This is a genomic window from Pseudomonas sp. W3I7, assembly GCF_030816095.1.
Taxonomy (GTDB): domain Bacteria; phylum Pseudomonadota; class Gammaproteobacteria; order Pseudomonadales; family Pseudomonadaceae; genus Aquipseudomonas; species Aquipseudomonas salomonii.
The window spans coordinates 6,415,098-6,435,253 of record NZ_JAUSXP010000001.1 but is presented as its reverse complement, the minus strand read 5'-3'; the positions used below and the strand labels follow the sequence as shown (position 1 = coordinate 6,435,253).

The 20,156-nt window shown below is 58.8% G+C and carries 21 protein-coding genes and 1 pseudogene; 11 read left to right on the top strand and 11 right to left on the bottom strand.

Annotation, left to right across the window (positions count from 1 at the left end; all coding sequences use genetic code 11):
- Nucleotides 1-12 precede the first annotated feature (12 nt).
- The 6 genes and pseudogenes from QF043_RS29380 to QF043_RS29355 all read left to right on the top strand — a co-directional run bounded on the left by QF043_RS29380 (nt 13) and on the right by QF043_RS29355 (nt 6,620).
- A complete protein-coding gene (locus QF043_RS29380) occupies nt 13-447 on the top strand; it encodes a DcrB-related protein (RefSeq protein WP_307421152.1) in 435 nt (144 codons plus the stop codon).
- Nucleotides 448-459: 12 nt separating this feature from the next.
- Nucleotides 460-4,806: an RHS repeat-associated core domain-containing protein gene (locus QF043_RS29375; protein WP_307421151.1), complete on the top strand. Its 4,347-nt coding sequence runs from the start codon at nt 460-462 to the stop codon at nt 4,804-4,806.
- A gap of 13 nt (nt 4,807-4,819) precedes the next feature.
- Nucleotides 4,820-5,266, top strand: a complete 447-nt coding sequence (locus tag QF043_RS29370; RefSeq protein WP_307421150.1) for a hypothetical protein — start codon at nt 4,820-4,822, stop codon at nt 5,264-5,266.
- Between the two features lie 152 nt (nt 5,267-5,418).
- A complete protein-coding gene (locus QF043_RS29365; protein WP_307421149.1) occupies nt 5,419-5,706 on the top strand; it encodes an Imm26 family immunity protein in 288 nt (95 codons plus the stop codon).
- Nucleotides 5,684-5,842: pseudogene (locus QF043_RS30940) on the top strand (RHS repeat-associated core domain-containing protein); the annotation flags it as partial. The gene QF043_RS29365 and the pseudogene QF043_RS30940, both read left to right, overlap by 23 nt.
- A gap of 301 nt (nt 5,843-6,143) precedes the next feature.
- Entirely contained in the window at nt 6,144-6,620 is a 477-nt protein-coding gene (locus QF043_RS29355; RefSeq protein ID WP_307421147.1) for a hypothetical protein, read from the top strand.
- A gap of 120 nt (nt 6,621-6,740) precedes the next feature.
- On the opposite strand, the gene QF043_RS29350 is transcribed toward QF043_RS29355, so the two are convergent.
- The 3 genes from QF043_RS29350 to QF043_RS29340 form a co-directional block, all read right to left on the bottom strand.
- A complete protein-coding gene (locus QF043_RS29350; RefSeq protein WP_003213368.1) occupies nt 6,741-7,016 on the bottom strand; it encodes an HU family DNA-binding protein in 276 nt (91 codons plus the stop codon).
- A gap of 191 nt (nt 7,017-7,207) precedes the next feature.
- On the bottom strand, nt 7,208-8,356 hold the full coding sequence (locus QF043_RS29345; protein ID WP_058421114.1) for an NAD(P)/FAD-dependent oxidoreductase: 1,149 nt from the start codon (nt 8,354-8,356) through the stop codon (nt 7,208-7,210).
- A 36-nt stretch (nt 8,357-8,392) separates the two neighbouring features.
- Nucleotides 8,393-8,560 (bottom strand): rubredoxin, encoded by a 168-nt coding sequence (locus QF043_RS29340; protein ID WP_003213373.1) that lies wholly within the window; start codon nt 8,558-8,560, stop codon nt 8,393-8,395.
- Between the two features lie 195 nt (nt 8,561-8,755).
- Here QF043_RS29340 and QF043_RS29335 point away from each other — a divergent pair, with 195 nt between their 5' ends.
- Nucleotides 8,756-9,319, top strand: a complete 564-nt coding sequence (locus QF043_RS29335; RefSeq protein ID WP_307421146.1) for a chorismate lyase — start codon at nt 8,756-8,758, stop codon at nt 9,317-9,319.
- Complete coding sequence (ubiA, locus tag QF043_RS29330) at nt 9,319-10,209, top strand: 4-hydroxybenzoate octaprenyltransferase (protein ID WP_307421145.1); 891 nt, start codon at nt 9,319-9,321, stop codon at nt 10,207-10,209. The genes QF043_RS29335 and ubiA overlap by 1 nt, the downstream gene beginning before the upstream one ends.
- 121 nt (nt 10,210-10,330) lie before the next feature.
- Here ubiA and QF043_RS29325 read toward each other — a convergent pair whose 3' ends face one another.
- Entirely contained in the window at nt 10,331-10,711 is a 381-nt protein-coding gene (locus QF043_RS29325) for a hypothetical protein (RefSeq protein WP_307421144.1), read from the bottom strand.
- A gap of 154 nt (nt 10,712-10,865) precedes the next feature.
- Here QF043_RS29325 and phoB point away from each other — a divergent pair, with 154 nt between their 5' ends.
- The 3 genes from phoB (at nt 10,866) to QF043_RS29310 (ending at nt 14,533) form a co-directional block, all read left to right on the top strand.
- Nucleotides 10,866-11,555 (top strand): phosphate regulon transcriptional regulator PhoB, encoded by a 690-nt coding sequence (gene phoB, locus QF043_RS29320; RefSeq protein WP_003195617.1) that lies wholly within the window; start codon nt 10,866-10,868, stop codon nt 11,553-11,555.
- A gap of 81 nt (nt 11,556-11,636) precedes the next feature.
- Nucleotides 11,637-12,923: a phosphate regulon sensor histidine kinase PhoR gene (gene phoR / locus QF043_RS29315; RefSeq protein ID WP_256593062.1), complete on the top strand. Its 1,287-nt coding sequence runs from the start codon at nt 11,637-11,639 to the stop codon at nt 12,921-12,923.
- A 269-nt stretch (nt 12,924-13,192) separates the two neighbouring features.
- A complete protein-coding gene (locus tag QF043_RS29310) occupies nt 13,193-14,533 on the top strand; it encodes a hemolysin family protein (protein WP_017135804.1) in 1,341 nt (446 codons plus the stop codon).
- A 4-nt stretch (nt 14,534-14,537) separates the two neighbouring features.
- On the opposite strand, the gene QF043_RS29305 is transcribed toward QF043_RS29310, so the two are convergent.
- The 7 genes from QF043_RS29305 to pstA all read right to left on the bottom strand — a co-directional run bounded on the left by QF043_RS29305 (nt 14,538) and on the right by pstA (nt 20,147).
- Nucleotides 14,538-14,684, bottom strand: a complete 147-nt coding sequence (locus tag QF043_RS29305; protein ID WP_373460794.1) for a hypothetical protein — start codon at nt 14,682-14,684, stop codon at nt 14,538-14,540.
- A gap of 53 nt (nt 14,685-14,737) precedes the next feature.
- Nucleotides 14,738-15,037 (bottom strand): helix-turn-helix domain-containing protein, encoded by a 300-nt coding sequence (locus QF043_RS29300; protein ID WP_307421143.1) that lies wholly within the window; start codon nt 15,035-15,037, stop codon nt 14,738-14,740.
- Nucleotides 15,038-15,041: 4 nt separating this feature from the next.
- Nucleotides 15,042-15,365, bottom strand: coding sequence for a type II toxin-antitoxin system RelE/ParE family toxin (locus QF043_RS29295; RefSeq protein ID WP_307421142.1), 324 nt, complete (start codon nt 15,363-15,365; stop codon nt 15,042-15,044).
- Between the two features lie 187 nt (nt 15,366-15,552).
- Nucleotides 15,553-16,449, bottom strand: a complete 897-nt coding sequence (locus tag QF043_RS29290; RefSeq protein ID WP_056860878.1) for a response regulator — start codon at nt 16,447-16,449, stop codon at nt 15,553-15,555.
- A gap of 169 nt (nt 16,450-16,618) precedes the next feature.
- Nucleotides 16,619-17,380, bottom strand: a complete 762-nt coding sequence (gene phoU, locus QF043_RS29285; RefSeq protein ID WP_053258703.1) for a phosphate signaling complex protein PhoU — start codon at nt 17,378-17,380, stop codon at nt 16,619-16,621.
- 71 nt (nt 17,381-17,451) lie between these two features.
- Nucleotides 17,452-18,285, bottom strand: coding sequence for a phosphate ABC transporter ATP-binding protein PstB (gene pstB, locus QF043_RS29280; protein ID WP_058421111.1), 834 nt, complete (start codon nt 18,283-18,285; stop codon nt 17,452-17,454).
- Between the two features lie 191 nt (nt 18,286-18,476).
- Nucleotides 18,477-20,147, bottom strand: a complete 1,671-nt coding sequence (gene pstA / locus QF043_RS29275) for a phosphate ABC transporter permease PstA (RefSeq protein WP_017135800.1) — start codon at nt 20,145-20,147, stop codon at nt 18,477-18,479.
- Between the last annotated feature and the right edge of the window lie 9 nt (nt 20,148-20,156).

Below are 20,156 nucleotides of genomic sequence, written 5' to 3'. Positions count from 1 at the left end.
GACCTGTTTGCCATGACGTACCGAATCAACGAATTTCAGTTCCAGCTGCCGGCCGCAGAGTTGCAGGACGCGACGATCAATATTCTCAAGTTTCCCGAGCTGGGCACCTCTTTGATCGTCAGCCGCAGCTTGCTGGCCGAAGGCGAAACGTTGCACAGCAACTTCGACGACCAACTCAAACGCCTGGAAAAACAGGTGCAGGATTTGCGCTGCCAACCCAGCGTTACCGTGCGCCTGGGCGCCGCTCAAGAGGTGGAAGGTATCGAGTTGCGCAGCCAGTTCAACAAGGGCAATGACAAGGTGTTTCAGTATCAACTGGCGCTGGTGTTGCCAGGTACGCGCAAGATGCTCGCCTTGAGCTATGTGAAGGCTGAAAAGCTAGGCGATGCCGAGGCTGCGCACTGGGCATTGGTCAAAAACTCGTTGTCGTTCGACGCTATTTCTTGATGAGCTGCCTGCATGTCTGACGCGTTATGGGCAGCCCGGATGGGCGATGCGCTCTCCCACACTTCGATGATGGCGGACATCCTCGGCGGTGTGCTGGAGGTGGCGGCCAATATCGCGATCACGGCGGTGGCGACGTCGGCCGTTGTTGCTGCCACCGGCATTACCGTAGTCACCGGTGGCCTCGGCTGTTTCCTGCTGGGGGCGGTAGTGGGCACGATTGTTGGCCTGGCCATGAGCAAAAGTGGCGCGGACAAAGGGCTGACCAAGCTATGCGATGCCTTCAGTAACGCCCTGTTTCCGCCCACGGTACAGGCGAACATTCTCACCGGCTCCACCAATACCCTGACCAACAACATACCTGCCGCCCGTGCCGCCGGGGCGATCAGCTCCCATGTCACGCCGGCGGGTACCGAGCTGGAAGCGCCCGAGCCGGAACCCGAAGCCAGTTATCTGGACATGGCCGCAGGTTTCTTTTCGCAGATGTGGCGCCCTACCGTCGCCACCCCTGCGCCGGGTGCCGTGCCCAAGCCGCTGGATCTGGTGGTGTGCATGAAGCACCCGCCAATGCCGCCGCAGTTTCTTGCCGAGGGCTCGGATAAGGTCACCATCAACGGCCAACCCGCCGTGCGCAGTGGTGATCGCAGTACCTGCGATGCGACGGTGGTGTCGTCCGGGCTGATTTCCTCCAACGTGACCATTGGTGGCGGCTCGGTGGTGGTGCGTGAGATTCGCAGCGGCAAGACGCCTGGCGTCGGGTTGGCGGTTACAGCGCTGTTGATGCTCAAGGGTGGCAAGGGCAAGTTCTTCAGCAAGTTGCCGTGCATGTTGGTCAGCGGCGCCACTTCGATGGCCATCAGCAGCGCGATGGACGCTGCGGCCAACGCCGCGATGGGCTCGTCGAACCCGGTGCATGCCGCGACGGGCGCGAAGGTACTGGGCGGTGTCGACGATCTGGATTTTGTGCTGCCCGGCATTCTGCCAATCGACTGGCAGCGCTTCTACAACAGCCGTGATGAACGCCAGGGCAGCCTGTTTGGCGTCGGCTGGAGCGTGCCCTACGAGGTGTGCGTCGACATTCAGCCGCATCCCGAGGGCGGCGAAACGCTGGTCTATACCGATGAGCAGGGTCGGCCCATCGATATGGGCACCATTCCCTTGGGCGGCGCAGTGTTCAGCGCCGGTGAAGGGCTTGCGGTGCGACGACACCTCAATGGGCAGTTGCTGATCGAAAGCGACGACGGCATGTACCGCTTGTTCGAAGCTGCGCCAGCAGACCCGTCGCGATTGCGTCTGAGCCAACTGGGTGATCGTAACGACAACCGTATCTATATCGACTATGACGAAGCCGGGCAGCTGGTGCGCCTGCGCGATACATTCGATCTGGTGCAGGTTGAACTGATCCGAGATCAGGGTCATGTGACTCATATTGAGCGCCTCTACCCGGATCAACGTCGCGAAGTGCTCGTGAGCTACGGCTACGACGCGGCGGGCAATCTCGTGCAAGTGCGTGATGCAACCGGCCAGGTGCAGCGGCGCTTTGCCTACGATGCCGGGCGCCGGATGGTGGAGCATCAGTTACCCACCGGATTGCGCTGTTTCTATGAGTGGGCACTGGTTGAAGGCCTGGAATGGCGCGTGGTTAGGCATTGGACCGATGAGGGCGATGCTTACCAGTTCGACTATGACTTGCAGGCGGGTATTACGCGCATCACCGATGGTTTGCAGCGCGTGAGTACGCGGCACTGGAACACTCAGCACCAGATCATTCAATACAGCGACAACCTTGGCCAGACCTGGCTATTTGAGTGGAATGACGAACGTCAGTTGCTCAGCGCGACTGATCCGCTGGGTGGGCGCTATGAATACAGCTACGATGAGAGCGGCAACGTAATTGGCGAAACCGACCCGCTGGGCCGCAGTGATTCGACTTTGTGGCTGGAACATTGGGCTTTGCCGCTGGTGGAAACCGACGCCGCCGACAACAGTTGGCAGTATCGCTACGACCCTCGCGGCAATTGCATCGCCGAGACCGATCCGCTGGGCTATATCACTCGTTACCGCTATGACGCGCACGGCCAGCCAGTAGAAATCATTGATGCCACTGGCAAAAGCAAACAACTGCGCTGGAACCCGTTTGGGCAGTTGGTCGAACATATCGACTGCTCGGGCTACCCGACGCGCTTCAGCTACGACGAGCGCGGTTATTTGCAGGTCATCACCGATGCGCTCGGTGAACGCACGCAGTTCAGCTATGACGCCCAGGGGCGCTTGCTCAGCAGCCAGCTACCAGACGGTCGCACTGAACAATATCAGCGCGATACCAGTGGCCAGTTGGTCGGCTACACCGATCCCGCCGGGCACACCACGCTCTACCAACACAACCGGCGTGGCCAGGTACGCCAACGCACCGATGCCCATGGTCGACAGGTGCAGTTCGGCTATGACAGCTACGGGCGGTTGCAAGCGCTGGTCAACGAGAACGGTGAAAGCTATCGGTTTGCGTGGGACGCCGGGGATCGGCTGACCGAGCAACAAGACCTCGACGGCAGCGCCAAGCGCTACGACTACGACTTGCTCGACAACATCACGACGGTGACTGCCCTTGCGGCGCCTTATGGCAATGGGCTGGCGGTGGTGCCCGAGACGCCACCGGCGCCTATCATTCACCGGCTTGAGCGTGATGCGGTCGGCCGACTGGTGGCCAAAACCACCGACGATGGCCGCACCGACTACCACTACGATGCAGTAGATCAGCTCACGGCTGTGACCTTCACTGATGTGCAAGGCAACACCCAGGCTCTGGGTTTCGCCTACGACGCTGTCGGCCAGTTGCTTGCCGAACAGAGTGCCGCCGGCAACCTGAAACATCATTACGACGAACTCGGCAACCTAATCCAGACCCAACTGCCGGACGGCCGTTGGCTCAACCGCCTGTACTACGGCAGCGGCCACCTGCACCAGATCAACCTTGACGGCCAGGTGATCAGCGATTTCGAACGCGACCGCCTGCACCGCGAAGTGCTGCGCACCCAAGGCCAACTCAGTACCCGCAGCGAATACGACCGCAGCGGCCGCCTGCGCTCACGCCAGCGCCGCCTGAACAGCCAGCCAACGCTGATGCCCGCAGCAGCGCAAAAGCAGTTCGAGTACGACCCCGCCGACAACCTGATCGGCAAACTCGACCAGCAACCCGCCGCGCAACATCGCCAACTGCTGCACTACGACGCCACCGGCCGCATCATCGCAAGCCAGGACAGCCTGCATGGGCAGCGCGAAACCTTTGCCTACGACGCCGCCGCCAACCTGCTGGACGGCCCGCAAGCGGGCGCCGGGTTGGTGGTGCATAACAAGCTGCTGACGTATCAGGACAAGCGTTATCGCTACGACGCGTTTGGGCGGATGATTGAAAAGCGCAGCGCCAAACGTGGGGTGCAGCGGTTTGCGTATGACGCTGAGAGCCGGTTGGTTGAAGTGCGTAATGATGATGGCAGCGTGGTCAGGATGGCTTACGACCCGCTGGGCCGTCGGATAGAAAAAACCGAGCATGGCGGTGATGGATATCCGCTGGGGAAAACGCGGTTCATGTGGGATGGCCTGCGCTTGTTGCAGGAGCATAAACACAGCCAGACCAGCCTGTACGTTTATGAGGATGAAGGCTATCAGCCTCTGGCTCGCGTGGACGGTGCCGGGCCGCTGCAAAAAATTCGTTACTACCACAACGACCTGAATGGGTTGCCGGAGCAGCTGACAGAGGTTGACGGCCATGCTCTCTGGCAAGCGACTTACCGGGTGTGGGGTAACGCAGTCGAGGAGGTACGCGAACCCTACTTCATTGAAGAGCAGAATCTGCGGTTTCAGGGGCAGTATCTGGACCGGGAGACGGGGCTGCATTTTAATACGTTCAGGTTTTATGATCCGGATGTGGGACGGTTTACGACGCCGGATCCGATTGGGTTGGCGGGAGGAATCAACCTCTACAAATACGCACCAAATCCCATCTCATGGATTGATCCATGGGGACTTCTAAATCTCAACACCAACGGCGCACAAGGCAATTTCGGCGTGTACGAAATCCGAATAGACGGCGAGCTACATAAATACGGTAAAGCCGATATGAACCGCGTAACTAAATCCAGTGGTAACCCGACCAGGCTTCACCAACAAGTAGAAAAATTAGAACGGCTGAATCCTGGAAAAACGATTAAGGGTACAATTCTGCAAAGCGGCATAAGTACGACAGAAGCGGCCAAAACTATCGAAACTGCAAAATTGGATGCGCATTACAAGAAAACTGGCGGACTGATACCGGAAGGAAACAAAAAAAGCTATAAAGGCCCTAAATCACTATGTGGCAAATAAGAGAGTATAAATAATGCGCAATCCGTACCCTATATCTATAAGCGGTCTCTTTCCAAATCCTACTGCCGTTTTTTATGTGTCACACCATGTCAGCCGGATTATCCGAGAACAGCTGGAACGACAAATAATCGAAACTGAACTGTTCGATAAAAAGTACGGCGACAACTATTGGCTGAGTCTTAAAGACTCGAGCGTGCCTGGACTAATGGACTTAAATGTAACCGGACCCGAGGTATCCAAAAGAAATAAAGCCGTGAGCTACTCTTTAAAAATGCCCAGCCAGCCTATCAATCAAGACCCTTCAGGCTATGAAAAATACCTTGAATATCACGAAAGAGCGGTGAAAGAAGTTTTTGACGCACTACAGATCCAAGTATCAAAGCCTATCGAAAGCATTTACAACTCTATACGCGATGAAGTGCGAAAATTACCACCAGAGCAACTGAAGAACCCTGACTAAAACTGGATAGAGAAAGTAATGACTAATTGGAACAACCTTATAATGACGAGCAGACTAAATATGCGCCCTTAATCGTCGACCTAATCCGCCCACCTAAACTTAGGTAATCGCTTATTGTAGTCTGACACCTGCTCCGCAAATTAGGCGATTGCATGAAAACCCTGAAGTCACCTAAACCGGGCGATCTTTTTTATATCCCGGCCCTCAATTCTTCAGATGAGACTGGGTTTGTTATTGCCCGCTATATCGAGCTAATTTCCCCTGCGCTGGGGCATCTGATCGAGGTTTTTGCGAAATTTTATACGCAAATACCCGTGTCATTGAGCGAGGTAGACACCTCAAAACGTCTGTTCCGACCGATTTTCTGCAGCATGCTTTTCTCGGAAATTCCTCGATGGAAGATCCTTTTCAGTGATCCGGACTACAAAGCTGCATTTTAATACGTTCAGGTTTTATGATCCGGATGTGGGACGGTTTACCACTCCCGACCCGGTCGGGTTGGAGGGAGGATTCAACCTCTACCAATACTCGCCGAACCCCCTTACATGGATCGATCCATGGGGGCTGAAGACCTGCTATCACAAGAGAACGAAGAGTGAGATCAAAAAAATACGCGCCAACTTCGACAAAAAAGGTGGTGCCAAAGAGAAGTACATGAAAAAAATGGCCAAAGACCCCAAATCACTTCAGAAATATGGTCCGGCCGGGGTAGATAGAATGAAAAAAGGCCAAGTTCCCGAGGGCTTTGACGTGCATCATAAAAAGCCAATATTCAGGGGTGGCAATAACCGCCAGAGCAACCTTGAACTCATGGACAAGTCCTACCACAAAGCTAATAGCAAAGCCCTGCATTGGTATCCTGAAGGGGAAAATCCATATGGACTCAATTAATAACGCCCGATGCCAGCTCTGCAAAGAGACATTTGAGCTGGACGCGAAGCAACAACAATTCATTGCACCGCTCCTTGCAAAAGGCCAGCGTTTTATCATGATTGAGTGCCCTTCCTGCGGTTCTTCAACGCAATACGTGAAGGCTGAACAACCCCCAATCACAGCGCCGCAGCCTGCCAATTATCGGTGCCCGATTAGCCAATGCGCCGGCTGGGTTGATCTGATTGATGAGCAATCCCCGCCCTTTTGGGGCTGTGGCGAGTGCGGCAGTGTTTGGTACGAAAGAAAAAACCTACAAAAAGAAATTACAGCAATTATGAGCTTGTATCCGTATAGAGCCAGCAGCTACAAGCAACTAAATGGAGATTGGATTCCCGGGAGTTTAAACTCAGAACCTGCGAACTACGAAGAGCTCGTCGCAAAAGAATCGCCAGACGGGCATGACGAGTTAGTTCGGGGATAAACGTGGCGACGCCAAGATGCATTGAAAACTTTGATTGAACAGCCCAATAAAAATGGGCACCCAACCCAGTCGGCGTGCCCATCTTCTTACCCACCCGCCTCCCTTCAGACGGTCCTGCTCTTACGGGTTGACGCTGTCTTTGAGCGACTTGCCCGGCTTGAATGCAACGGTGTTGCTGGCCTTGATTTTCACTGGCTCACCGGTTTGCGGGTTTTTGCCGGTGCGGGCGCCGCGGTGGCGTTGCAGGAAGGTGCCGAAGCCCACCAGGGTGACGCTGTCTTTGCGGTGCAGGGCGCCGGTGATTTCTTCGAGAACGGCGTTGAGAACGCGGTTGGCCTGTTCTTTGGTCAGGTCTGCTTTTTCTGCAATAGCGGCTGCGAGTTCTGGTTTACGCATAAGTGAAGCCTCTTTGACGGTTTTTTGTTGTTATGTCCGTGCTGCTCTCTGGTGGAGCAGCGCCCAAGGCGCCGCAGGCTCTACTCTGCGGCAGACGGGAGTGAGGATGGCATGCCCTCGCACGCTCCGCCAGTCTCGCGGCGACCTTTCTGGGGCTAAGAAGGTGCTGATTCCGACAGAACGACCGGTATTTACGCCAGCAATGGCGGAAGTTCTTTGTTAAGGGCGAGTTTTTCCATGACGGCGCTGCCCGTCAGCGCATAACCCAGCAGGCGGCCGCTGGCGTCGCGGCACAAGGCCTTGATATCGGCACCCTGCCCTTCGACGCTCCACACACCTTCGGTGCCGCGTGGCGGTGGCGAAACCACCAGCGGGCAAATCGGGGTTTTCACGGTGATCGGCATCGGCCCGTAGCTAACGGCCGTGGCATTGCCGGCCAGGGTTTGGGCCAGGGCGCGGGCGCAGCTCATCAATGGCATTACGTAGAGCAGGTTGAGGCCATCGACCTCGGCGCAGTCGCCCAGGGCGTAGATATTGGCGTGGGACGTCTTGAGGTGACGGTCCACCATGATTCCACGGTTGATCTGCAGGCCGGCAGCGGCGGCCAGGTCCACGCGCGGGCGCAGGCCGATGGCCGAGACCACCAGGTCGCAGTGGATCACTTCACCATCGGACAGGTGCGCTTCCAGGCCATCCGCCGTGCGCTGCAGGCGGTTGAGCACCGGGCCCAAGTGGAAGCGCGCGCCCAGGCCTTCCAGCCCGGCTTGCACAGCGGCGGCGGCTGCCGGGTGCAAAAGGGTCGGCATGACTTGCTCGCAGGGAGCGACCAGATCAATTTCGTAGCCGCCAAGAATAAGGTCGTTGGCGAATTCGCAGCCGATCAGGCCCGCGCCAAGCAGCAGCACACGGCGCTTTCCGGCGGCGGCGGCACGAAAGCGTGCGTAATCTTCAAGATCGTTGATGGGGAAAATCAGCTCTGCCGCATCGCCTTCGACCGGCACGCGCACGGTTTCTGCGCCCCAGGCCAGGATCAAGTCGCGGTAAGCCACCGCTTCCTCGCCGATCCACAGGCGTTTGTGGCCCGGATCGATACCGCTGATGCGCGTATGGGTGCGCACTTCGGCCTTGAGCTGCTCGGCCATGGCGCCCGGTTCCGCCATGCTCAGGCCATCGGCTTCCTTGTTCTTGCCAAAGCCGGTGGAGAGCATGGGCTTGGAGTAGGAGCGCCCGTCATCCGCGGTGATCAGCAGCAACGGGGTCTCGCTGTCGAGCTTGCGAAACTCCCGAGCCACGTTGTATCCGGCCAATCCTGTGCCGATGATCACGACAGGTGCGTTCATTCCTTTCTCCTTGTAGTACGTTTCTTAAACCGATGATTAGCCGATTTCGATCATTTCGAAATCCATTTTGCCTACGCCGCAGTCCGGGCACAGCCAGTCTTCCGGGACGTCCTGCCACAGGGTGCCCGGTGCGATACCGTCATCCGGCCAGCCGTCTTTTTCGTCATAGATCAGGCCACAGACTACACATTGCCACTTCTTCATTACTTGCTTCCTCAGGGTCCAGGCGTCTTGGCCAACGGTCGATAGACCAACGTTGCCGTACGGCTCAGGGCGTTTTGTACTGATCGGGGCCGGCAGATGCAAGCATGTTCGGCGCAAACGGCCGGTTCAGCCCGGCAAAAGCTCAGGACGCCATGGTAAGCTCGCCGCCTCTTTTGCTGCCAAAACTGACTCACCGTGCCGCACTCAATCGCCCGTCCCGATGCTTGCCAATGGCTGACCCAGAGCCTTCTGAGCCCAATGCCTGGGCCTTTGACCCTCAACTGGTTGTTCGACGAAGGCTCGCTGACGCGCAGGCTCACGTGGCTGTCCAACGACGGCTTCAGCGTGACGCCACTGTTCGAAGGCTGGCAGCCACTGCGCGAGGACGAATGCGTGGCGCTGGGTATGGCCCCGGCCACGGTCGGCTGGGTACGCGAAGTGTATTTGCGCGGGCATGGCCAACCGTGGGTGTTTGCCCGCAGCGTGGCGGCCCGCAGTGCCTTGCAGGGCGATGGCTTACACATGGACGAACTGGGCAGCCGTTCGCTGGGCGAATTGCTGTTCTGCGACCACGCGTTCACCCGCCAGGCGATCGAGGTATGCCATTACCCAAGGCAATGGCTGCCAACCGCCGACCAGGCCGATGGCCTGTGGGCGCGCCGCTCACGTTTTGATCGCGGACCGCTGAGCGTGCTGGTCGCGGAAATTTTCCTGCCCAGCTTCTGGCATGCGCTGCATGACCACCCGGAGAACTGCTGATGTATCAACGTCTGCTCAAGTCCTTGAACCGCCTGAACCCCAGGGCCTGGGATTTCATTCAGTTGACCCGCATGGACAAACCCATCGGCATTTACCTGCTGTTGTGGCCGACGCTGTGGGCGCTGTGGATTGCGGGCAAGGGCTCGCCGTCGTTGCTCAATATCGTGATTTTCGTGCTCGGTGTGGTGCTGACCCGCGCCGGCGGCTGTGTGATCAATGACTGGGCCGACCGCAAGGTCGACGGCCATGTGAAACGCACCGAGCAACGCCCGCTGGTGAGCGGCAAGATCAGCGCCAAAGAGGCCTTGGTGTTTTTTGCGGTGCTGATGGGCATCAGTTTTCTGCTGGTGCTGCTGACCAACGCCACCACCATCCTGCTGTCCCTGGGCGGCCTGGCGCTGGCGGCGAGCTACCCATTCATGAAGCGCTACACCTACTACCCGCAGGTGGTACTGGGCGCGGCGTTTTCATGGGGCATGCCGATGGCGTTCACTGCCGAGACCGGGCATTTGCCAGCCACGGCGTGGCTGCTGTACATCGCCAATTTGCTGTGGACGGTGGGTTACGACACGTATTACGCGATGACCGACCGCGATGACGACTTGAAGATCGGGGTGAAATCCACCGCCATTCTGTTCGGCGATGCGGACCGCGTGATCATTCTGACCCTGCAAGGTTTGTCACTGGTGTGCCTGCTATTGGCGGGGCAGCGGTTCGAGCTGGGTGGCTGGTTCCACTTGGGGTTGCTGGCGGCGGCGGGCTGTTTTGCCTGGGAGTTCTGGTATACCCGGGACAAGGATCGGATGAAATGCTTCAAGGCGTTTTTGCACAACCACTGGGCGGGGTTGGCGATATTTGTCGGGATTGTGGCGGATTACGCTTTTCGATGAGATTTTTGCGGTGGCTGGGCGGACGCCTTCGCGAGCAAGCCCGCTCCCACATTTGACCTGTATTCACAAATCAAAATGTGGGAGCGGGCTTGCTCGCGAAGGTTTCAATGGCGCCGCCGAGTCAAGGCTTGGCAACCTTCCAGGCACCGTCCATCTTGCCCTCACCGGTCATGTCGCCGACCTTCTTGTCCATGACGAAGGTGTAAAGCGGTTTGCCGCTGTAGGCCCACTGGCTCTTCTGATCGTCACGCGTGATGACGGTCCATTTGCCCATCGGCTTGTCAGTGGACTCAGCCATCAATGGCGGCCAGTTGGTGGCGCACTTGTCGTTGCACATGGACTTGTCATCAGAGTCCTTGGCAAAGGTGTAGAGCGTCATGCCCTTGTGATCCACCAACACGCCGCCCTTGGTCATCGCCGGCTCAGCCGCAAACGCCAGTGTCGGCAGGGTCAACGCCGCCGTTACCAACAGTGCTTTCCAGGAAAAAGTACTTTGAGTCATCGGAACCTTCCTTTTGTGGTTGTCAGGATTCGGACCCAAAGGGTAGTCCAGAGTGCCGTGAATTGCCTGATCGACTAAATTACTGTCACACGACTGCAATAATTCCGTTATCTAATGCGGCGCAAGACAGTTAAATGACAAGAGGATTTTGAGCATGGTTGGCAGGAGCATTCTGATCGTTGACGACGAAGCGCCCATTCGCGAGATGATCGCCGTTGCGTTGGAAATGGCCGGCTATGACTGCCTGGAGGCGGAGAACTCCCAGCAGGCCCATGCCATTATCGTCGACCGCAAGCCGGACCTGATCCTGCTGGACTGGATGCTGCCCGGCACCTCCGGCATCGAACTGGCCCGCCGCCTCAAGCGTGACGAACTGACCGGGGATATCCCGATCATCATGCTTACCGCCAAGGGCGAAGAGGACAACAAGATCCAGGGCCTGGAAGTCGGCGCTGATGACTACATCACCAAGCCGTTTTCCCCACGTGAGCTGGTAGCGCGCCTGAAGGCCGTACTGCGCCGTGCCGGCCCGACTGATGGCGAAGCACCGATCGAAGTCGACGGGCTGATCCTGGACCCGATCAGCCACCGCGTGACCATCGACGGCAAGCCGGCCGAGATGGGCCCGACCGAGTACCGCCTGCTGCAGTTTTTCATGACCCACCAGGAGCGCGCCTACACCCGTGGCCAATTGCTCGACCAGGTGTGGGGCGGCAACGTGTATGTGGAGGAGCGCACGGTTGACGTGCATATCCGCCGCCTGCGCAAAGCCTTGGGCGATGCCTACGAGAATCTGGTACAAACCGTGCGCGGCACCGGCTATCGCTTTTCCACCAAAGGCTGAGCCGGCCCTTCCCTTCCTTAACCGCTGACAAGGACGCATGTTTAAGTGAACCAGAACTGGCATGGCACCCTGATCCGCCACATGCTTCTGTTGATCACCGGTTGCCTGGTGGTGGGTTTGATCAGCGGTTATTACGGTTGGAGCCTGGCCGTCGGTATCGGCCTGTATCTGGGCTGGACCCTCAAACAATTGCTGCGCCTGCATGAATGGCTGCGCCAGCACAAACCCGACGAAGCACCGCCCGACGGCTATGGCCTGTGGGGCGAGGTGTTCGACAGCATCTACCACCTGCAACGCCGCGACCAACGGGTTCGCGGGCGCCTGCAGGCGGTGATCGACCGGGTACAGGAATCCACCGCCGCGCTCAAAGACGCGGTGATCATGCTCGACAGCGACGGCAACCTGGAATGGTGGAACCGCGCCGCCGAGACCCTGCTGGGCCTCAAGACGCCCCAGGACAGCGGCCAGCCGGTGACCAACCTGGTGCGCCACCCGCGCTTCAAGGAATACTTCGAGCAGGACAACTACGAAGAGGCCCTGGAAATCCCCTCGCCCACCAATGACCGCGTGCGCATCCAGTTGTACCTGACGCGTTATGGCAACAACGAGCACCTGATGCTGGTGCGCGACGTGACCCGCATTCATCAGCTGGAACAGATGCGCAAAGACTTCGTCGCCAACGTCTCCCACGAACTGCGCACGCCGTTGACGGTGATCTGCGGCTACCTGGAGACGCTGCTGGACAACGTCGACGAGATCAACCCGCGCTGGAGCCGTGCCCTGCAGCAGATGCAGCAGCAGGGTTCACGCATGCAAACCCTGCTCAACGACCTGCTGTTGCTGGCCAAACTGGAAGCCACCGATTACCCCTCGGACAACCACCCGGTGGCGGTGCAAAGCCTGTTGCAGACCATCAAGAATGACGCCCAGGCGCTTTCCGGCGAGCGCGGCCAACAGATCACCCTGGAGGCCGACCCGCAGGTATTGCTCAAAGGCAGCGAAGGTGAGTTGCGCAGCGCGTTTTCCAACCTGGTGTTCAACGCGGTTAAGTACACCCAGGACAAGGGCAATATCCGCATCCGCTGGTGGAGCGACGAGCACGGCGCGCACTTGAGCGTGCAAGACTCCGGCATCGGTATCGACGCCAAGCACCTGCCGCGCCTGACCGAACGCTTCTACCGCGTCGATTCCAGCCGCAACTCCAACACCGGCGGCACCGGGCTGGGTCTGGCGATCGTCAAACACGTGCTGTTGCGCCACCGCGCACGGTTGGAGATCAGCAGCGTGCTGGGGCATGGCAGTACCTTTACCTGCCATTTTCCACCGGCGCAGGTGACCCGTTCGCGGGTAATCGGGAATGATGAATAAGCTGAAAACGACGCTGGACTAAGTGTGGGAGCGGGCTTGCTCGCGAAGGCGGTGGGTCAGCTATGAATGTGTTGACTGACCCACCGCTTTCGCGAGCAAGCCCGCTCCCACATTGGTCATGCAGCGTGTTGACGAAGGCTTTCCAGGCCCCGCCCGGCAGCGGGCACTAGGCAAGCGCCCCGTCAGCCGCTACATTGGCCGACTTGCGCCTGCCTTTCAGGCCTGTCTGTCACCCCTTATTGAACACACGGAACCTGCAAAACCCCATCATGGACCCTTCCCCTGGTATCACCCTCGCTACACTCTTCGCCGATTTCGGCATGATTCTTTTTGCACTGATCCTGGTACTGCTCAACGGTTTCTTCGTTGCGGCGGAATTTGCCATGGTCAAACTGCGTGCCACTCGGGTCGAGGCCATCGCCCACAAGAACGGCTGGCGCGGGCAGATCCTGCGCACCGTCCACAGCCAGCTCGACGCCTATCTGTCGGCCTGCCAATTGGGTATCACCCTCGCCTCCCTGGGCCTGGGCTGGGTCGGTGAACCGGCCTTCGCGCATATCCTCGAGCCATTGCTGGGCGCCATCGGCGTGCAATCGCCCGAAGTGATCAAGGGCGTGTCGTTCTTTGCCGCCTTCTTCGTGATTTCCTACCTGCACATCGTGGTTGGCGAATTGGCCCCCAAGTCCTGGGCGATTCGCAAACCCGAGCTGCTGTCGCTGTGGACGGCGGTGCCGCTGTACCTGTTCTACTGGGCCATGTACCCGGCGATCTACCTGCTCAACGCCAGCGCCAACGCCATCTTGCGTATCGCCGGCCAAGGCGAGCCTGGCCCGCACCACGAACACCATTACAGCCGCGAAGAACTCAAGCTGATCCTGCACTCCAGCCGTGGCCAGGACCCAAGCGACCAAGGCATGCGCGTACTGGCTTCGGCCGTGGAAATGGGCGAGCTGGAAGTGGTGGACTGGGCCAACTCCCGCGAAGACCTGGTCACCCTGGACTTCAACGCCCCGCTCAAGGAAATCCTCGCGCTGTTCCGCCGCCATAAATTCAGCCGCTACCCGGTGTATGACGCCGATCGCAATGAGTTTGTCGGCCTGCTGCACATCAAGGACCTGCTGCTGGAACTGGCTGCCCTGGACCACATCCCCGAGTCGTTCAACCTGGCCGAGCTGACCCGCCCGCTGGAGCGCGTATCGCGGCACATGCCGTTGTCGCAGCTGCTGGAGCAGTTCCGCAAAGGCGGTGCGCACTTCGCCTTGGTGGAAGAAGCCGACGGCAAAGTCATCGGCTACCTGACCATGGAGGACGTGCTGGAAGTGCTGGTCGGTGATATTCAGGACGAACACCGCAAGGCCGAGCGCGGCATCCTCGCCTACCAGCCAGGCAAACTGCTGGTGCGTGGCGACACGCCGCTGTTCAAGGTGGAGCGCCTGCTGGGCGTGGACCTGGACCACATCGAAGCCGAAACTCTGGCGGGCTTGATCTACGACACGCTCAAACGCGTGCCGGAAGAAGAGGAAGTGCTGGAAGTTGAAGGCTTGCGCATCATCATCAAGAAAATGAAAGGGCCGAAAATCGTGCTGGCCAAGGTGTTGTTGCTGGATTGACGCCTCAATTGCCCAACGCAAAGTTGGGCAATTTGCCAAGCGGCTGGTTGAACTCATAGGGAATCGAAACCAGCCCGACCTCGGAAGCCTTCACCACCGTACCGCTGCGTGCCGCAATGATCGGCGTGCCCTCGGGCATGGCGATGTCCATGGCGTACCTGCCGGGATGACTGAACGGCAGGCTAGCCAGGGTTGATGACGGCTCTAAGCGGGCAGCGCGGTAAAGCAGATATCTACATTCATCCGGGCGGCGGCCGACAGGTTGACCAGCGCATCGAGGGAAAACTTGTCGATCTTGCCGTTGAGCACGTCGTTCAAGCGCGGCTGACTGATACCCAGTCTTTGTGCCGCGTCTTTCTGAGAAAGCTCCCAACTGCGGATGGTGTTGCACAACTCCAACAACAACTTTGAGCGCAGGCGCATATTGGCGGCTTGTTGGGGCGTGTCTTCCAGAGCATCCCAGATGCTGCTGAAACGTTCGGTGTGAATTTTTGAGTCTGTCATGGGCTTAACCTATCTCCTGCAATCTGGCACGAGCCAGTTCGATATCCCGCCCTTCGGTTTTCTGTGTGGTTTTGCGCAGCGCGTGCAGCACATAGACTGCTTCCGGCCGATTAATCACATAGAACACTCGAAACGCTCCCGATTCGTCAGTGATCCGAATTTCGCTGACGCCCCTCCCGATAGTCTTCATCGGTTTGCAATCAAAAGGCTGTTCACCCTGCTGCAAGAGATCCAACTGAAAGCCGGCAGCCCTTCGGGCGTCGAGAGGGAATTCTTTGAGATCCTTGAGCGAGCTTCCTAAAAACACCACATCCTTGTGCCTTGGCATTGGTTTCTCCTTTCCTGGAAAGAAGAAGCCTAATCGACGACTCAGCCAAAGGCGGTGCAGGTGTGTTTCAAGGCATAGCAAAGGCTCGATAACACTGACGCGTTATCGAGAGACTATATCGAAACAGATATAAATCAAGCGACCCAGCGGGAATCAGACGGTCGGTCGATTCCCTTGATTCAGGCGATCACGCACCCGGCACGAAGTGCTTCTGCGCCGTACCGCGCGCGATCAGGCGGGAGATGTAATCGAGCTTCTGCGCATCCTGGTCAATAAACCGGAAGGTCAGTTGCAACCAGTCGCTGTCAGGCCGTGGCTCATAGGCGACGATGGCGTGCAGGTAGCCATTGAGGCGCGCGACTTCGGCGTTCTCGCCTTGCTCAAGGTCGAGCACGGCGCTTTCCAGCACCTGGGGCAGCACTTCACCGCGACGGACCACCAGCAGCGCCTCCTTGATGCTCAGCGCCTTGATCACGCATTGCTGGTTGCCGCTGGACAGCCGCAGTTGGCCCTGGCCGCGACCGCCGGCAGGCGAAGCTGCAGGCGCTTGCACCGGCTGGCTGTTGAGCAGGCCTTTGCTCGGCGCAGCTACCGGCGCCGGTTTGGCCGCCTCGGGCTTGCCACCGGTCAAGGCATTGAGGGAGTCGTTGCCGAAGGCCGAGTTCATCTTGGTCGGCGCGCTGGCGATAAGGGCGTCGAGGCGGCCGATCTTGTGCAAAGCCTGTTTGACCTTGTTCAGCAACTGCTCGTTGGTGAACGGCTTGCTGACATAACCGGAAACCCCGGCCTGAATGGCCTGCACCACGTTTTCCTTGTCGCCACGGCTGGTCACCATTACGAACGGCATGGCCTTCAGGTGCGCCTGCTCACGGCACCAGGTCAACAGCTCAAGGCCGGACATCTCGGGCATTTCCCAGTCGCACAGCACCAGGTCGAAGGTCTCGCGCATCAGGATGGATTGCGCCTTTTTGCCGTTCACCGCGTCTTCAATCTTGATGCCTGGGAAGTAGTTGCGCAGGCACTTCTTCACCAAATCGCGGATAAACGAGGCGTCGTCCACCACCAATACACTGACTTTACTCATCGACCCTTCATCCTATTAAAACTTCGGCACGCAAAACGCCTGACTGATGGCATCTTGCCAAATCTCGCTGGTCACAGAAGGACTTTATTGCTCCTGCTGTGCAAAAAAATTCAAATGCCGCAAACGAAAACGCCCGACCAAAGGCCGGGCGTTAATGTCTCGGGCAACCTTACTTATCGTCAGATTCGCCCGGAACATTAGGGATTTGATCAGCAGTGCCTTCAACTTCGGCTTTCATGCGCTTGAGGCCCATGTGCCGCACGTCGGTGCCGCGCACCAGATAAATCACCAATTCCGAGATGTTGCGCGCGTGGTCGCCAATGCGTTCCAGGGAGCGCAGCACCCAGATGATGTTCAAGACCCGCGAGATAGAGCGCGGGTCTTCCATCATGTAGGTGGCCAGCTCGCGCAGTGCGGTCTTGTATTCGCGGTCGATGGTCTTGTCGTATTGCGCCACCGACAACGCCAGTTCGGCGTCGAAGCGGGCGAACGCATCCAGCGCATCGCGCACCATATTGCGCACCTGGTCGCCGATGTGGCGCACTTCCACGTAACCGCGTGGCGCTTCGCCTTCTTCGCACAGCTGGATAGCGCGGCGGGCGATTTTGGTGGCTTCGTCGCCGATGCGCTCCAGGTCGATCACCGACTTGGAGATGCTGATGATCAAACGCAGGTCGGAGGCCGCCGGCTGGCGGCGGGCCAGAATGCGCAGGCATTCTTCGTCGATGTTGCGTTCCATCTGATTGATCTGGTCATCGATCTCGCGCACTTGCTGGGCCAGGCCCGAGTCGGCCTCGATCAGCGCGGTGACCGCATCGTTGACTTGCTTCTCCACCAGCCCGCCCATCGCCAGGAGGTGGCTGCGCACTTCCTCAAGCTCGGCGTTGAACTGCGCGGAGATGTGGTGGGTAAGGCCTTCTTTGCTAATCATGTTGGCGTCCTTGGAACGTCCGGTAAGGTGCGGAGAACCGCAGCATTCAGTGCAATCAGAACCACCGCGTACTAGCCGTAACGACCGGTGATGTAGTCTTCGGTCTGCTTCTTCGCCGGGTTGGTGAACAAGGTGTCGGTGTCGCCGAACTCCACCAGCTTGCCCATGTACATGAACGCGGTGTAGTCCGAAACCCGCGCCGCCTGTTGCATGTTGTGGGTCACGATGACGATGGTGAACTTGGATTTCAGCTCATAGATCAGCTCTTCGACTTTCAACGTCGAGATCGGGTCGAGTGCCGAGCAGGGTTCGTCGAGCAGCAACACTTCCGGCTCCACGGCGATGGTGCGGGCGATCACCAGGCGCTGCTGCTGGCCGCCGGACAGGCCGAGTGCCGATTCATGCAGGCGGTCTTTGACTTCGTCCCACAACGCCGCGCCTTTCAAGGCCCACTCGACGGCTTCGTCGAGGATGCGTTTTTTGTTGATGCCCTGGATGCGCAGGCCATACACCACGTTTTCGTAGATGGTCTTGGGAAACGGGTTCGGCTTCTGGAACACCATGCCCACGCGGCGACGCAGTTCGGCCACGTCCTCGCCTTTGCGATAGATGTTGCTGCCGTACAGGTTGATCGCGCCTTCTACGCGGCAACCGTCAACCAGGTCGTTCATGCGGTTGAAGGTGCGCAGCAGTGTGGACTTGCCGCAGCCGGACGGGCCGATAAAGGCGGTCACGCGCTGCTTGGGGATGTTCATGCTGACATCGAACAGCGCCTGCTTTTCACCGTAGTACAGGCTCAGGCCCGGCACTTCGATGGCCACGGTTTCCTGGGCCAGGCTCAGGCTCTGCTTGTCGCGACCCAGGGCCGACATGTTGATGCCGTGGGTGTGGGTTTCATGTTGCATGGGATGCTCCCTGTGCTACCAATTCGTTTGGTTGAACCGCCGGGGCGGTTTACTCAAAAATCTATGTGTTACGCGGTCCAGTGTGGGAGCGGGCTTGCTCGCGAAAGCGGTGGTTCAGCCAGCAAATATGTTTCTGATACACCGCATTCGCGAGCAAGCCCGCTCCCACATTTAGTCCGCGTTCACTTCAATTAGCTGTCCAGCGCCTTGTATTTTTCGCGCAGGTGGTTACGAATCCACACGGCCGACAAGTTCAGCGTGGCGATCACCAGCACCAGCAGCAGCGCGGTGGCGTACACCAGCGGGCGTGCCGCTTCGACGTTGGGGCTCTGGAAACCGACGTCATAAATATGGAAGCCCAGGTGCATGATCTTCTGGTCCAGGTGCAGGTACGGGTAGTTGCCGTCCAGCGGCAGCGACGGTGCCAGCTTGACCACACCCACCAGCATCAGCGGCGCCACTTCACCGGCGGCGCGGGCCACGGCGAGGATCATGCCCGTCATCATCGCCGGGCTGGCCATCGGCAGCACGATCTTCCACAGCGTTTCCGCCTTGGTTGCGCCCAGTGCCAGGGAACCTTCACGCACGGTACGAGGAATCCGCGCCAAGCCTTCTTCGGTAGCCACGATCACCACCGGCACTGCCAGCAGCGCCAGGGTCAGCGAGGCCCACAACAGGCCCGGCGTACCGAAAGTCGGTGCCGGCAGGGCTTCGGCGAAGAACAGGCGGTCAACCGAGCCACCCAGTACATACACAAAGAAGCCCAGGCCGAACACGCCGTAAACGATGGCCGGTACACCGGCCAGGTTATTCACCGCGATACGGATAATGCGAGTCAGGGTGTTCTGCTTGGCGTATTCACGCAGGTACACCGCCGCCAGCACGCCGAACGGGGTCACGATCATCGCCATGATCAGGGTCATCATCACGGTGCCGAAGATGGCCGGGAAGATCCCGCCTTCGGTGTTGGCTTCCCGTGGGTCATCGCTCAAGAATTCCCAGACCTTGCTGAAGTAGAACCCCACCTTGGTCAGGGTGCCCATGGCGTTCGGCTGGTAGGCGTGCACCACTTTGCCGATACCGATTTCGATTTCTTTGCCGTTGCCGTCGCGGGCCGTGAGGCTGTCGCGGTTGAACTGGGTGTGCAGGTCGGCCAGGCGTGCTTCGATGTCCTGGTAACGGGCATTCAATTCGGCGCGGCCGGAGTCCATGTCGGCCTGGGCGGCAGCGTCGAGCTTGCCCTCCAGCTCCAGCTTGCGGCCGTGCAGGCGGATGCGTTCCAGGCCTGCGTTGATCGCGCCGATGTCGGTTTTCTCAAGGCTCTTGAGCTGGGCCGCCAACTTGTTCACACGGTCGACGCGGGCTTGCAGCTCCGGCCATGCGGCTTCGCCTTCGGCGATCACCTTGCCGTCCTGCTTGACGTTGACCAGGGTGCCGTAGAAGTTGCCCCACTCACGACGTTCGATGGCCATCAGGTTCTTCGGTGTGGTCTGGTCTTTCAACCACTCGCCGACGATCCAGGTGAAGTCGTTGCCATTCAAGTCGCGGTTACCGACCTTGATCAGCTCGCGGGTCATGAATTCCGGGCCTTGGTCCGGCACCGGCAGGCCCGCGCTTTTGAGGCGCTCGCGCGGCACTTCTTCCTTCTGCACCACTTCGCCGATGACGATATGGTTTTCCTGGCCAGGCACGCTGTAGTTGGCCTGGATCAGGTCGGCCGGCCAGAAGTGGCCCAGACCACGCACGGCAATCACGGCCAGCAAACCAATGGTCATGATGACCGCGATGGACACCGCGCCACCGCTGATCCAGACGCCGGGGGCGCCGCTCTTGAACCATCCATTCAGGGAGTTCTGTTTCACAGACTTCTA